The sequence below is a fragment of the Amycolatopsis sp. ATCC 39116 genome (genome assembly GCF_000231075.2).
Lineage (GTDB): Bacteria > Actinomycetota > Actinomycetes > Mycobacteriales > Pseudonocardiaceae > Amycolatopsis_E > Amycolatopsis_E tucumanensis.
Genome location: NZ_AFWY03000020.1, coordinates 85004 through 99793 on the forward strand (window position 1 = coordinate 85004; position 14790 = coordinate 99793).

8 protein-coding genes and 1 pseudogene are annotated in these 14790 nt (G+C 70.4%); 3 read left to right on the plus strand and 6 right to left on the minus strand.

Going from position 1 to position 14790, the window contains the following annotated elements:
- Nucleotides 1–116: 116 nt before the first annotated feature.
- Together AMY39116_RS0321305 and AMY39116_RS0321310 are read left to right on the plus strand one after the other, a co-directional pair.
- Entirely contained in the window at nucleotides 117–1436 is a 1320-nt protein-coding gene (locus tag AMY39116_RS0321305; protein ID WP_255346856.1) for a wax ester/triacylglycerol synthase family O-acyltransferase, read from the plus strand.
- A 32-nt stretch (nucleotides 1437–1468) separates the two neighbouring features.
- Complete coding sequence (locus tag AMY39116_RS0321310; RefSeq protein ID WP_020419661.1) at nucleotides 1469–2047, plus strand: 2'-5' RNA ligase family protein; 579 nt, start codon at nucleotides 1469–1471, stop codon at nucleotides 2045–2047.
- Nucleotides 2048–2271: 224 nt separating this feature from the next.
- Here AMY39116_RS0321310 and AMY39116_RS0321315 read toward each other — a convergent pair whose 3' ends face one another.
- Both AMY39116_RS0321315 and AMY39116_RS0321320 read right to left on the minus strand, forming a co-directional pair.
- Entirely contained in the window at nucleotides 2272–3663 is a 1392-nt protein-coding gene (locus AMY39116_RS0321315) for a class II 3-deoxy-7-phosphoheptulonate synthase (RefSeq protein ID WP_026153352.1), read from the minus strand.
- 70 nt (nucleotides 3664–3733) lie between these two features.
- Complete coding sequence (locus AMY39116_RS0321320) at nucleotides 3734–5902, minus strand: MMPL family transporter (RefSeq protein ID WP_020419662.1); 2169 nt, start codon at nucleotides 5900–5902, stop codon at nucleotides 3734–3736.
- 93 nt (nucleotides 5903–5995) lie between these two features.
- Between AMY39116_RS0321320 and AMY39116_RS47600 the strand changes: the two are divergent.
- Nucleotides 5996–6572: pseudogene (locus AMY39116_RS47600) on the plus strand (IS5 family transposase); the annotation flags it as partial.
- A 57-nt stretch (nucleotides 6573–6629) separates the two neighbouring features.
- Here AMY39116_RS47600 and AMY39116_RS0321335 read toward each other — a convergent pair.
- From AMY39116_RS0321335 to gltB, 4 genes are all read right to left on the minus strand, one after another.
- A complete protein-coding gene (locus AMY39116_RS0321335) occupies nucleotides 6630–7166 on the minus strand; it encodes a GNAT family N-acetyltransferase (RefSeq protein WP_020419665.1) in 537 nt (178 codons plus the stop codon).
- A 47-nt stretch (nucleotides 7167–7213) separates the two neighbouring features.
- Nucleotides 7214–8143, minus strand: a complete 930-nt coding sequence (locus AMY39116_RS0321340) for a serine protease (RefSeq protein ID WP_020419666.1) — start codon at nucleotides 8141–8143, stop codon at nucleotides 7214–7216.
- A gap of 134 nt (nucleotides 8144–8277) precedes the next feature.
- Nucleotides 8278–9786, minus strand: coding sequence for a glutamate synthase subunit beta (locus AMY39116_RS0321345; RefSeq protein ID WP_020419667.1), 1509 nt, complete (start codon nucleotides 9784–9786; stop codon nucleotides 8278–8280).
- Nucleotides 9779–14353 (minus strand): glutamate synthase large subunit, encoded by a 4575-nt coding sequence (gene gltB, locus AMY39116_RS0321350; RefSeq protein WP_020419668.1) that lies wholly within the window; start codon nucleotides 14351–14353, stop codon nucleotides 9779–9781. The genes AMY39116_RS0321345 and gltB overlap by 8 nt, the downstream gene beginning before the upstream one ends.
- Nucleotides 14354–14790: the final 437 nt, after the last annotated feature.

Genomic DNA, 14790 nt, shown 5'->3' on the forward strand with positions numbered 1-14790 from the left:
TTCGAGTGAGAATCGGGAGCCGTTAGCGCTGCGGAAACAAATGGACTACCGTTTCGTCACGTCCGTTTGCTCAAGTAGCAGGCAATCCCGTGTCACCGACCGTAGAGGGGTCGTCTATGGCTGGCCGTCAGCTCAGTGGGCTGGACGTGGCTTTCCTTTGCCTGGAAGGGGAATCCACCCCCATGCACATGGGGGCGGCGGTGATCTTCCAACCGGATGACCCCGTTGATCCGCACCGGCTGGCCGATCTGCTCGCCCGGCGCGCGAGACGGATCCCGCGCCTGCGCCAGCGGTTCCGTTCGTCGTTGTTCCCGCCGGGCGGAGCGACCTGGGTGGAGGACCCGCAATTCGATCCGCGCCGGCACATCCACGTGCACCGGCTGGCCGGGTTCTACGCCGACGACCCGCTCGCCACGCACGCGGCCGAGTGGATGGAGCAGCCGCTGCCGATGGACCGGCCGCTGTGGGACCTGCACGTGGTGACCGGCCTGGCGGACGGCCGGTTCGCGCTGCTGCTCAAGCTGCACCACGCGTTCACCGACGGCGCCGGCGCGTTCGCGGTGGCCGCCGGGCTGCTGGACGAGCTGCCGATCACGCGCATGCTCATCGAGGCGGCCGACCGGCCGGCCGATCCGCGTTCGCCGCTGGAGGCGCTGCGGGACGGGGTCGCGGAGGCGTTCAGCCAGGCCGGGGAGAACGCGGCGATCGCGGCGGCGGTGCTGCGTGCCGCGCGGCCGTACCCGTTCTCCCCGTTGGGGGCGCCGGATTCGGCCAGCAGGCGGCTCGGGTTCGTCCGGTTGCCGCTCGCCGACATCCGCACCATCCGCGGCACGCACGGCGGCACGCCCAACGACGTCGTGCTGGCCGTCCTGGCTGGCGCGCTGCGGGAGTGGATGATCAACCGCGGTCAGCGGCCGGACGCCCGCACGCTGCGGGCGCTGATCCCGGTGAGCATGCGGGCGCGTGAGGGCGGCTGGGGCGCCAACCAGCTGTCCGGTTACCTGTGCGACCTGCCGGTGCACCTGGACGATCCGGTGCGGCGGTTGCGGGAGATCCGCTGGTCGATGAACCGGAACAAGGCGGCGGGGCCACAGCGCGGGGCGGGTGCGCTGCCGGTGCTGGCCGACCGGTTGCCGCCGGGGCTGCACCGGCTGGCGACGAAGGTGGCCGGGAAGGCCGCGGGGGCGCTGTTCGACACGGTGATCACGAACGTGCCGTTGCCGAAGCTGGACCTGACCCTGGACGGCGCGCGGTTGTGCGAGATCTACCCGTTCGTGCCGCTGGCGCCGCGGCACGCGGTGGGCATCGCGGCGGCCACGTACGCCGACCACGTCCACATCGGACTGCAGATGAACGGCGACGCGGTGTCCGACACCGGTTCGCTGCGGGACGCCGTGCTGAAGTCCGCCGCTGCTCTGTACGAGCGGTCGATCTAAACATCCGGCGCGGCTTCAGTCATGATGAAGCCATGCCGGTCCCCGACGCGCAGTGGCTTCGCCGTGCCACGAAGAGTGCCATCGTCGTCCCCGTCCCCGAGACGGACCACCTGGTCACCCGGCACCGGCGGACCGTGCCGGCGCACGTGACCGTGCTGTACCCGTTCGTGGCGCCGCGGGACATCGACGCCGGGACGGTGGCCGATCTGGAGGCCGCGCTGGTCGGCATCGAGGCGTTCGAGTGCGAGTTTTCGCAGGTGGGGTGGTTCGGCTCGGAGGTGGTGTGGCTGGCGCCGGAGCCGGACGAGCACTTCCGGGCGCTGACGCAGGCGGTGTGCGAACGCTTCCCGGCGCACCCACCCTACGGCGGCGAGCACCCGGACACGGTCCCCCACCTGACAGTGGTGGACCACCGAACGGGCGACGCCCACACCCGGCGACGCGCGGCGGCAGAACTGGCCGCGGCGCTCCCGGTGCGGGCGTGGATCGACCGCGTGCACCTGGTGGCGGGCGAGGACGAACACGGCCCGTGGCGCACGGTGGCGGCCTTCGAGCTGCCGGCGCCGCTACAGCGGCCCCGGGAAGCCGCCGAAGACTACTTCGCTAGCTAGCAGCCAACCACCCAACCGCCACCCGGCAACGCAGAGCACCAGCACGGAGCACCCCAACCGCCACCCGGCAACGAAACGCAACCAACCCCCGAGCCACCCCTCTCCCGCAACCCGATCCCCAGCCAAATCGGTTGCCGAGCAGCGGGGTCAAGGTACTCTTTCCCGCCTTGACGCCGCTTCTCGGCAACCGAACACTGAAAGATCGGGTTCGGGAGGGCCGGAAATCAACCCCGCAACATCTCCGCCACCAGGAACGCCAACTCCAGCGACTGCTGCGTGTTCAGCCGCGGATCGCAGGCCGTCTCGTACCGCCCGGCCAGATCGGAGTCGGAGATCTCCTGCGCCCCGCCGAGGCACTCGGTGACGTCCTCGCCGGTGAGCTCGATGTGGATGCCGCCGGGGTAGCTGCCGAGCTTGTGGTGCACCTCGAAGAAGCCCTGGACCTCGTCGATGATGCGGTCGAAGTGGCGGGTCTTGTAGCCGCTGGACGACTCGTGCGTGTTGCCGTGCATCGGGTCGCACTGCCAGATCACCTTGTGGCCGGTGGCCTCGACCTTCTCCACGATGGCGGGCAGGACGTCGCGGACCTTGCCGTTGCCCATGCGGGAGATGAGGGTGACGCGGCCGGGCTGGTTGCGCGGGTCGAGGCGCTCGACGTACTCCACGGCCTGCTCGGGCGTGGTGGTCGGGCCGATCTTCACGCCGATGGGGTTGGCCAGCAGTTCGGCGAGGGCGATGTGGGCGCCGTCGAGCTGGCGGGTGCGCTCGCCGATCCACAGGAAGTGGGACGAGAGGTTGTACAGCTTCGGGTTGGCCGCGTTGGCGTTGTCCATCCGCAGCATGGCGCGCTCGTAGTCGAGCAGCAGGGCCTCGTGGCTGGCGAAGATCTCGGTGGAGTGCAGCGAGGTGTCGCTGACGCCGCAGGCGGACATGAACCGCAGGCCGCGGTCGATTTCGCCGGCCAGCGCCTCGTAGCGCTCGCCCGCGGGCGAGGTGCGGACGAAGTCCTTGTTCCAGTCGTGCACCTGGGCGAGGTCGGCCATGCCGGCGCCGGTGAGGGCGCGGACCAGGTTCATCGCCGCGCCGGAGTTGGCGTAGGCGCGGATCATGCGGCCCGGGTCGGGGACGCGCAGCTCGGGCTTGGCGACGAGCGAGTTGACGATGTCGCCGCGGTAGACGGGCAGGCCGAGCGCGTCGGTGCTGTTGGAGCGCGGTTTGGCGTACTGGCCCGCGATGCGCCCGACCTTCACGACGGGCAGGCTGGCGCCGTAGGTGAGGACGACGGCCATCTGCAGGAGCGTGCGCAGGTTGGCGCGGATGTGCGGCTCGGTGTTGGACTCGAACGTCTCGGCGCAGTCGCCGCCCTGGAGCAGGAAGGCCTCGCCGCGGGCGACCATGGCGAGGCGGTCCTGGAGCCGGTCGATCTCGGCGGGCACGGTGATGGGCGGCACGGCCTCGAGCAGGTGGCGGACCCGGCCGACCGCGTCGGCGTCGGGCCACTCCGGCTGCTGGGCGGCGGGGCGGGACAGGGCGTCGTCCAGCCGGGCACGCAGTTCCGGCGGCAGGGGCGGCAGCTCGGGAAGGGTGTCGACGGGCACGTCCACGGTCCAGTTCACCACCCCAGGATATGGGGTGCGCTGGGACGATCCGCCCCGAGGTGGTGGGGGCCACCCCGGGGCGGCGCCCTCAGCCCTGCTGCACGCGCTCCGGCTCGGGTTCCGGCTTCGCGCGGTCGCCGTGGCCCGGCCACCACGCGGCGCGGCCGATGAGCGCCGTCAGGCTGGGCACGAAGAACATCGCCATCACGAACGCCGCGACGAGGATCCCGAACGACAACGCGAACCCCATCTCGGCCAGCAGCGCGTTGCCGGCCAGCATCAGCGCACCCAGCGAACCCGCCAGGATGACGCCCGCCGCGGCGATGGTCGGGCCCGTGTGACGCACCGCGAGCGCCGCCGCCTCACGCGGGGAATGACCGTTCTTCGCCTCTTCCCGCAGCCGGGCCATCATCAGGATGTTGTAGTCCGTCCCCAGCGCGACCACGAACATGTAGATGATCAGCGGGATCATGAAGATCAGCCCGGTCTCGCCGATCGCGTTCTGGAACAGCAGCGTCGTCGCGCCCAGCGTCGCCGCGAAGCCGAGGCCAACGGACGCCATCACGTACCACGGCGACACCACGCTGCGCAGCAGCAACGCCAGCACCAGCATGATCAGCACCGCCGCCACCGGGAACACCACCCGGTAGTCGCGGTTCATCGTGTCCTGGATGTCGACGTACACCGCCGTCTCGCCGCCGACCAGCGCCCGCGCGCCCGGCGGGGCGCCGTCGTGCGCGGCCGTCCGGAGCGGGCCCGACACCGTGTCGATCGCGGCGTCCGAACTCGGGTCGTCGGTCAGGGTGACCGCGAAGTTGGCCGTGGCGCCGTCGGCGCTGACCTGCGGCTGCCCGACCTGCCCGACACTCGGCACGGCTCGCAGCCGCTCCCCGAACGACGGCAGCGCCGAGACGTCCAGCGCCCCGCTGTCGCTGTGCAGGTAGACGTTCGTCGGCGAGGTCGTGCCCGGTGGCAGGCCGCGCTCCAGCTGCCGCAGCCCGACCTGCGATTCGGCGGTGTCCGGCATCGAGCCGGACGCCAGGTCGAAGGTCGGGTTGAAGTTGACCAGCCCGGCGGCCAGCGCGGCCATCACCACGCCGGACACGGCCGCGAAGATCGCCGGCTTGCGCCCGAGACCCCGGCCGATCGCGGCGAACCGCGCGCCCTTCGGCTCGGCGCGCCACGACTTCGACGGCCAGAACACCTTGGCGCCCAGCAGGGACACCACGGCGGGCACCAGGGTCAGCCCGGCCAGCAGCGTGACCGCGACCGCGATCGCCAACGACGGGCCCATCGAGCGGAAGAACCCGAACAACGACAGGGCCATCGACAGGAACGCGATGATCACGACGGCCGCCGCGGACGTGATCGCCTCGCCGACGCGGCTCACCGCGGTGACCATCGCCTGTTTCGGTTCGTCCCCGGCGCGCAGGCGTTCGCGGAACCGGAACATCAGGAACAGGATGTAGTCGGTGCCGACGCCGAACAGCACCACGATCAGGATCGACGAGATCGACGCGTCGGTCTGCATCCCGAACAGCTTCACCACCCAGGAGATGAGGCCGTTCGCGATCTGCGACACGATGCCGATCAGCACGATCGGCAGCAACGCGATCACCGGGCTGCGGAAGATCACCAGCAGCAGCACGAGGATCAGCAGCACGGTCGCGATGCCGACCACGGCGTCCGCGCTGCCCGACGCCTCCTGCACGTCGAGCTGCTGCGCGACGGTGCCGGTGGTGGCGGCCTTCAGGTCGCCGCCGCCGAGCAACGCCTGCAGCTCCGTGCGGAACTGCTTGGCCGACGCGGTCAGCTGCTCGGCGTTGCCGGACGACAGCTGCGGCATCTTCACCGCGGAGATCTGCACGACGTTGTTGGGCGCCGGGGTGGGCGGCGAGATCAGCTCGACGTCCGGCAGGCGTTTCGCGGTCAGGCCGGCCAGTACTTCGCCGGTCTTCTGGGTGTCCGCCGCGGTGAGCGGAGCGTTGTCGCCGCGGTAGAACACGACGAGCATCGACGGGGTGAACGCGGTGGGAAACGCTTCCTGGCCCAGGGTCATCGCCTGGATGGACTCGTAGTCCCTGGGCAGTGCGTCGCTCTCGTCCGTGCTGCGGGGCAGCGCCGGCGCGGTGAAGATCACCACCACGGCCAGCACGACCCAGGCGGCGATCACCCACCAGGGCCGGTGTACGACCAACCGCCCCAGCCGGGCGAAGACGCCACGTTCGATGACGGGTTCTTGCCTCGCGGAGGTCATGCCCATTCAACCCCCGCGAAGCTGAGAACCGGGAAGAGCCCTAGGACGTGTCCTCAAAGTTGGAGATTCGACCTGGTTTGATCTTGGGTTGCGGTGCGTAGGCACGAGCTGACTGATGAGCAGTGGCAGGTGATCGAGCCATTGCTGCCGGCGTCGGGGACGAAGGGACGTCCGCGGGTCGATGACCGCCGGGTGATCAACGGGATGTTGTTCAAGGCCAAGACCGGGGTGGCTTGGCGTGACTTGCCGGGGCGGTATGGGCCGTGGAAGACGGTCTACAACCGGTTCTGGCGCTGGTCACGTACCGGCACTCTGTCCGCGTTGGTGGCACGGTTCGTGTGATCGCCGAGGCGATCGACGAACTCGACCGCGAAGTCTCGGTCGATTCCAGCATCGCGCGGGCGCATCAGGACGCTGCCGGCGCCCGCCGCATGACCGCGCCCCACACAGGGGGAAGCGCACTCGTGCGGCGGACACAGCGAACCACATGATCATGCCATCGGCCGGTCCCGCGGCGGACCAACCACCAAGATCCACCTCGCCCGCGACGGCCACGGACGGCCCTTTGTCGACCCTGTTGACCGGCGGCAACGTCAACGACTGCGCCATGTTCACGCATGTCATGGCGGGCATCGAGTTCCACCGGCCAGGCCCAGGCAAGACCGCCACCCCCTACCGGAGCATGATCGACCTGGCCACACTGCTCATCTGGATTTGAGGACACGTCCTAGGACATCGCTTTCCACTCATGAGCCAGGAGCCCGAGCAGCACCTCATCGAGGAACTCGCCCATCACCCAGGCCGACTTGCGCAGCACGCCCTCCCGCACGAAGCCGTTGCGCTCCGCCGCGCGCAGCATCGCGTAGTTGTCCGCCAGCGTCTCGATCTGCAGCCGCTGCAGGCCGCGCACCACGAAGCCGTAGTGGCACAGCACCGCGACCACGTCGCTGCCGTAACCCTTGCCGCGCGCGGACGGCAGCAGTCCCAGCCCGATGTGCGCGGTGCGGTTGTGCGTGTCGATGCCCCACAGGTTCGCGGTGCCGATCAGCGTGTCGCCCGCCAGCTCCACGATCGAGAACGGGACGTGTTCCGCCACGCTGTCGTCGACGTGCAGCCGCCGGTCCTTCGAGCTCGGCGAGATCGGCCGCCACGGCCGGCTTTCCGCCCGGGAACCGCCCTCCACGTCGTCGTAGAGCTCGGTCCGCAGGATCGGGATGTCCTCCTCGTACCGGGCCCGCAGCCCGACCTTCTCGCCCTTCAGCATGCGGGCTTCCTATCCGACCGGGCCGGGCCGCGGCAACCGAATATGAACTACCGCGCAACCGCCGCGTTGTAGAGCGCCTCCGCGTCCGCGCCGAAGTACGGGCCGAACATCACGCCGGGCAGGAAGGTGTAACCGAAACTGTTCACCGAGTTCTGGATGCCGGTCCCGGTCGCCTCGTCGAAGCTGAGGAACCACGGGCCGCCGCTGGAACCGCCGGTCATGTCGCAGCGCATTCCGAGGTCGTTGCTGCCGAACGTGTCGTTGAAGGTCCGGCCGGCGCAGTAGGTCAGTTCGCTGCCGTCGTACGGCGGCTCGGCGGGGTAGCCGAAGCTGTGCATCGCCTGGCCGCGCGGCTGGTTGAACGCGATTCCCTGCGAGCCGACGACATCCGTCAGGTACTGGCCGTTGAGCGGGGCCACCACCGCGGCGCCGACGTCGTAGTTGAGGTCCTCGTTCGCCTGCCACTGCGGCGTGGTGAGGGTCGTGGTGGCGGCCCACTCGCCGTACGGGGCGTTGCCGTTGTCGTAGCCCGGCACGAAGACCCAGTTGGTGTGCCAGCTGCCCTCGAACTTCACGCAGTGCCCGGCAGTGATGACGACGCTGCGGTTGGCGCTGGTGACCGCGTCGCCGCTGCACGAGGCTGGGGAACCGTTGAAGGTGAAGAACACCCGGCCCGCGGTGCGCGTGACCGCGCCGCCGCCGGCCCACGGGTCGCCGGTGCTGACCTTCGAGGTCCGCGACGGGAGCAGGCGCGGCACCGCGGCGCGGACGTCGGCGCCGAGGTCGCGGGCGGCGGTCACCAGGCCGTCGAGCGGCTTGGCGGAGCGCATCTTCTCCGGCGTCCAGTACTCCGCGGCACCGGCGCCGTGGAAGTGGACCGCCGGGCCGGGCGCCGCCGTGGCCGGCGCGTTGAACACGGCCGTGGTGACCGCGGCGACCGCCGCGAGGACCAGTGCCCGGATACCTGTTCGCTTCATGACGCCACCCGTCTGCCGGTCGATCCGTTGTCACCGAAAGTTAGGCGGGCGCGACGGGGTGAACAATCGGCCGTTCGGGCCCAGGGTGAGCCCGAACGGCCGATGCGCGTTATTTGGTTGCGTTACCCGGAGAGTTACACCACAGCGAGCGGCAGAGCCGTCGGATGCACCGGGGCCGGCAGGTCCGACGCGCCGGTCAGGTAGGCGTCGACGGCGTTGGCCACCGAGCGGCCCTCCGCGATCGCCCACACGACCAGCGACGCGCCGCGGTGGGCGTCACCGCAGACGAACACGCCCGGGGCCTCGGTCTGCCAGTCCGGGCCGCACGAGATGGTGCCGCGCCGGGTCAGCCGGATGCCCAGGTCGTCGAGCAGCCGCATGTGCTCCACGCCCTCGAACCCGATGGCGAAGAGCACCAGGTCGGCCGGGATCTCCTCGATCTCGTCCGACACCGGCAGCACCTCGCGGCGCCCGGTCTCCGGGTCCTTGACGACCTTGACCTGCTGCAGCTCGATCGCGCGGACGTGCCCGTTCTCGTCGCCCACGAACCGCCGCACGGCGACACCGAACTTCCGCTCGCCGCCCTCCTCGTGCGCCGGGTAGGTGCGCAGCACGTACGGCCAGGTCGGCCACGGCGACCGCTCGTCGTCGCGGGTCGTCGGCGGCATCGGGTACTGGTCCAGCTGGACCACCGAGGCCGCGCCCTGGCGGATCGCGGTGCCGTAGGAGTCGGCGCCGGTGTCACCACCGCCGATGATCACCACGTGCTTGCCGTGCGCGTGGACCGGCGACGGGCCGTCGCCCTCGCACTGCTTGTTGGCCGGCACCAGGTGCTCCATCGCCAGGTGGATGCCCTTGAGCTCCCGGCCGGGCGTGGTGGTGTCGTCGCGGCCGCGCAGCGCGCCGACGGCGAGCACGACCGCGTCGTAGCGGGCCCGCAGCTCCTCGACGGTGATGTCGACGCCCACCTCGCAGCCCGTGACGAACTGCGTGCCCTCCTTCTTGAGCTGGGCCAGGCGCTTGTCGAGGTGCTTCTTCTCCATCTTGAACTCGGGGATGCCGTATCGGAGCAGCCCGCCGAGCCGGTCGTCCCGCTCGAAGACGGTCACGTCGTGCCCGGCGCGGGTGAGCTGCTGGGCGGCGGCGAGACCGGCCGGGCCGGACCCGACCACGGCGACGCGCTGACCGCTGGCCACCTCGGCGACCTGCGGCTGGGCCAGGCCCAGCTCCCACGACTTCTCCGCGATCGTCGCCTCGACGCGCTTGATCGCGACCGGGCCGCCGGACAGCGGCGAGATGGACAGCGTGCAGCCCGCCTCGCACGGCGCCGGGCACAGCTTCCCGGTGAACTCCGGGAAGTTGTTGGTGGCGTGCAGCCGGTCGCTGGCCGCGGTCCAGTCACCGCGGCGCACCAGGTCGTTCCACTCCGGGATCAGGTTGCCGAGCGGGCAGCCGGAACCGGCCGAGTGGCAGAACGGGATGCCGCAGTCCATGCAGCGGGTGGCCTGGGTGCGCACCTGCTGGTCGCGCTCGGCCGGTTCGAGGTCGACGTAGACCTCGCGCCAGTCCTCGGCGCGGTGCTCCTTGGGGCGCTTGGGCGGCTCGACCCGCTCGTACTTCAGGAAGCCCTTGGGGTCAGCCACGAGACGCCACCTCCATGATCGCCTCGTCGACGTCGCGGCCCGCGGCCTTCGCGGCCTTGGTCGCCTCCAGCACGCGCTTGTAGTCGCGCGGCATGACCTTCGTGAAGCTCGCCGACCGGCGCGGCCAATCGCCGAGCAGCGAGGCGGCGACCGCCGAGCGGGTGAGTTCGTGGTGACGGGTCACGATGTCCTTCAACCAGTTCAGATCCTCGGGCTCGAGCGGGAGCAGCTCGACCATCTCGCGGTTGACGCTGCCCTGGTCGAGGTCGAGGACGTAGCCGATACCGCCGGACATGCCCGCGGCGAGGTTGCGGCCGGTCGGACCGAGCACCACGGCACGGCCACCGGTCATGTATTCGAAGGCGTGGTCGCCCACGCCCTCGGCGACGACGGTGGCGCCCGAGTTGCGTACGCAGAACCGCTCGCCCACATGCCCGCGCAGGAACATCTCCCCCGCGGTGGCGCCGTAGGCCAGCGTGTTGCCGGCGATGACCTGACGTTCAGCGGCGAACGTCGCGTCCGGGTGCGGCCGCACGATGATGCGGCCGCCGGACAGGCCCTTGCCGACGTAGTCGTTGGCGTCGCCCACCATCTCCAGCGTGACGCCGCGCGGCAGGAACGCGCCCAGCGACTGCCCCGCCGACCCGGTGAGCCGGATGTGGATCGTGCCGTCGGGCAGGCCCTCCCCGCCGTAGCGGCGGGTGATCTCCGAGCCCAGCAGTGTGCCGACGGTGCGATTGACGTTGCGCACCGGCAGTTCCAGCCGGACCGGGTGCGCGTCCTCCAGCGCCGCCTCGGACAACTGGATCAGCGTGCGGTCCAGAGCGTGCTCGAGGCCGTGGTCCTGCTCGCGGATCTTGCGCCGGGCGCCGCCGTACGGGGTGTCGGTCGGCATCTGGAAGATCGGCGACAGGTCCAGGCCGCTGGCCTTCCAGTGGTCGACGGCGTCGTCGGTGTCCAGCACGTCGGCCCGGCCGATCGCCTCGTCCAGGGTGCGGAAACCCAGCTCCGCCAGCAGTTCCCGGACCTCCTGCGCGACGAACCGGAAGTAGTTCACCACGTGCTCGGCCTGCCCGGTGTAGCGCTTGCGCAGCTCCGGGCTCTGGGTGGCGACACCGACGGGGCAGGTGTCGAGGTGGCAGACGCGCATCATGATGCAGCCGGCCACGATCAGCGGCGCGGTCGCGAAGCCGTACTCCTCGGCGCCGAGCAGCGCGGCGACCACGACGTCGCGGCCGGTCTTCATCGCGCCGTCGACCTGCACGGTGATGCGGTCGCGCAGCCCGTTCAGCATCAGGGTCTGCTGGGTCTCGGCAAGGCCGATCTCCCACGGCGTGCCCGCGTGCTTGAGCGAGTTCAGCGGCGAGGCGCCGGTGCCGCCGTCGTGGCCGGAGATCAGCACGACGTCCGCGTGCGCCTTGGACACGCCGGCCGCGACCGTGCCGACGCCGAGCGAGCTGACCAGCTTCACGTGGATGCGGGCCTGCTCGTTGGCGTTCTTCAGGTCGTGGATCAGCTGCGCCAGGTCCTCGATCGAGTAGATGTCGTGGTGCGGCGGCGGCGAGATGAGGCCGACGCCCGGCGTGGAGTGCCGGGTGCGCGCGATCCACGGGTACACCTTGTTCGGCGGCAGCTGGCCGCCCTCGCCGGGCTTGGCGCCCTGCGCCATCTTGATCTGGATGTCGTCGGCGTTGACCAGGTACTCGCTCGTCACGCCGAACCAGCCGCTGGCGACCTGCTTGATCGCGCTGCGCCGCTCGGGGTCGTAGAGCCGCTCCGGGTCCTCGCCGCCCTCACCGGTGTTGGAGCGGCCGCCGATGCGGTTCATCGCGATCGCGAGCGTCTGGTGCGCCTCGGCCGAGATCGAACCGTAGGACATCGCGCCGGTGTTGAACCGCTTGCAGATCGACTCGACCGACTCGACCTCGTCGATCGGCACCGGGGCGCGGCCTTCCTTGCGGAACTTGAACAACCCGCGCAGCGCACCGCCCTCGCGGGACAGGCGGTGCACCTCTTCGGTGTACTTGCGGTACACCTCGTCGCGGCGCGTCTTGCTGGCGTGCTGCAGCAGGAACACGGTCTCCGGGGTGAACAGGTGCAGCTCGCCCTCGCGGCGGTAGGCGTACTCGCCGCCGCTGTCCAGGCGGCGGTGCACCCGGTCGGTGGGGTTGTCCGGGTACGCCCGGCGGTGCCGGACGGCGACCTCCTCGGCGAGCACGTCGAGACCGACGCCGCCGAGCTTGGACACCGTGCCGGTGAAGTACTCGTCGAGCAGTTCCTGCGACAGCCCGAAGGACTCGAACACCTGCGCCGCGGTGTAGGCGCCGACGGTCGAGATGCCCATCTTGGACATGATCTTCAGGACGCCCTTGACGAGCGCGTTGACGTAGTTGCGCACGGCCTTGCGCGGCTCGATGCCGGTGATCGCGCCCTGCGCGATCATGTCCTCGATCGTCTCGAAGGCCAGGTACGGGTTCACCGCGGCCGCGCCGTAACCGAGCAGCAGCGCGATGTGGTGCACCTCGCGGGCGTCACCGGTCTCGACGACGAGCGCGACGCGCAGCCGCTCCTTGGTGCGCACCAGGTGGTGGTGCACCGCGGAAACCAGCAGCAGCGACGGGATCGGCGCCATCTTGTGGTCGGAGTCCCGGTCGGACAGCACGAGCGTGCGCGCGCCCGCCGCGATCGCCTCGGACGCCTCGCGGCGCACCCGCTCGATCGCCTCCGCCAGCGCCTTGCCGCCGCCGTCCACTTCGAACAGTCCGGACAGGACGGTGCAGGCGAAGCCGGGCAGGTCACCGTCGTCGTTGATGTGGATGAGCTTGGCCAGCTCGTCGTTGTCGATGACCGGGTACGGCAGCTGGATGTGCCGGCACGAGGCCGGGCCAGGGTCGAGCAGGTTGCGCTCGGGACCCATGATCCGGCTCATCGAGGTGACCAGCTCCTCGCGGATCGCGTCCAGCGGCGGGTTGGTCACCTGGGCGAAGGCCTGTTTGAAGTAGTCGTAGAGCTGCCGCGAGCGCTTGGACAGCACGGCGGGCGGGGTGTCGGTGCCCATCGAGCCCAGCGGCTCGGCGCCCTTCTCGGCCATCGGCGCGAGCAGGATCTTCAGCTCCTCCTCGGAGTAGCCGAAGGCGAGCTGGCGGCGCAGCACCGAGTCGTGGCTCTGCGTGACGTGGTCGCGGTCCTGCAGGTCGGCCAGCTGCAGCAGGCCGGCGTGCAGCCACTCCTCGTACGGGTGCTGCTTCGCCAGCTCCGACTTGACCTCGTCGTCGGCGACGATGCGGCCTGCCTCGGTGTCCACCAGGAACATGCGGCCCGGCTTGAGGCGGCCCTTGGCGACCACCTGGTCCGGCGGCACGTCCAGGACGCCGGCCTCGCTGGCCAGCACGACGCGGTCGTCGGCGGTGCGCCACCAGCGGCACGGGCGCAGGCCGTTGCGGTCCAGCACCGCGCCGACGAGCGTGCCGTCGGTGAAGGTGACGCACGCGGGGCCGTCCCACGGCTCCATCAGGCTGGCGTGGAACTGGTAGAACGCGCGGCGCTGCGCGTCCATGGTCGAGTGGTTCTCCCACGCCTCCGGGATCATCATCAGCACCGCGTGCGGCAGGCTGCGACCGCCCAGGTGCAGCAGTTCGAGCACCTCGTCGAAGGACGCCGAGTCGGACGCCTCCGGCGAGCAGATCGGGTACAGCCGGGTCAGGTCGCCCGGGATCAGGCCCGATTCGAGCAGCGCCTCGCGGGCCCGCATGCGGTTGCGGTTGCCGCGGATCGTGTTGATCTCACCGTTGTGCGCGACGAACCGGAACGGGTGCGCCAGCGGCCACGACGGGAACGTGTTGGTGGAAAAGCGGCTGTGCACCAGTGCGATCGCGCTGGTGAGCCGCGGGTCGCGCAGGTCGCCGAAGAACGCGGGGAGCTGCTCGGGCGTGAGCATTCCCTTGTAGACCAAGGTGCGCGAGGACAGCGACGGGAAGTACGTGCCGCACTCGGCCACGACGCTCTCGTGCTCGACGCGCTTGCGCAGGCAGAAGGTGAGCCGGTCCAGCGCGAGGCCGGAGGGCCGCACGCCCTCGGCGTCCGGCCTGCCCGCCACGAACAGCATGGCGAAGTGCGGCATCACCGAACGCGCGGTGGGGCCGATGTCCGCCCCGTCGGCGTCGACCGGGACCTCGCGCCAGCCCAGCACCTCGAGGCTCTCCTCGTCGGCGAGGCGTTCGATCAGCGCCACGGCCTTGCCGCGCGCCTCCTCCTCGGCGGGCAGGAACGCGATGCCGGCCGCGTAGCGGTGGTGGCCCTGCGCGTCGGGTTCGGGCAGCTCGAAGCCGGCTTCCTCGCGGAGCAGCTGGTCGGGCAGCTGCACGAGGATCCCGGCGCCGTCGCCGGAAGTCGGTTCGGCGCCCGCGGCGCCCCGGTGGTCCAGGTTGATCAGCGCCGTCAGCCCGTCCGTGACGATGGCGTGCGTGCGCCGGCCCTGAATGTCGGCCACCATCGCCACACCGCAGGAATCCTGCTCCATGGCAGGGTCGTACAGGCCCTGCTTGCCCGGGTTGGCGGAGAAGATCATGCGGGGACCTCCTTCGTCGTCTCAATGCTCAGTTCGGAAAGTTCCCCCGGTACTGCTGCAGGGACGACGATGGCCCTTGGATTAGCGCGACCTTAACACCCAGGAAACATGACGGCACCCTCTCGGAGTGTGGATTTTCTCATCCGATCGGTAACGATCTGGCTGCGAGGAACGACGTCGTTCTTGATGGGCTGGTTCGGTTCTGCTTACCGAGCATACGCGTCGCGCGATCCCATCAAGATTACGCGAGGATCCCGCCCGGCGGCCAGATTCGGCGGTGGTAGCGTTCCTCACGCTGGTCAGCGGCTTGCCGACCAGTGACGCGGCGGCCGCGAAACCGGTGGGAACCCGGTGCTGTGCCGCAACTGTGATGACTCGGGTGCGCTCCGTGCTCACCCGGTCGAGCCAGGTCGCCTGCCGCCGCGCCGACGCCTTTC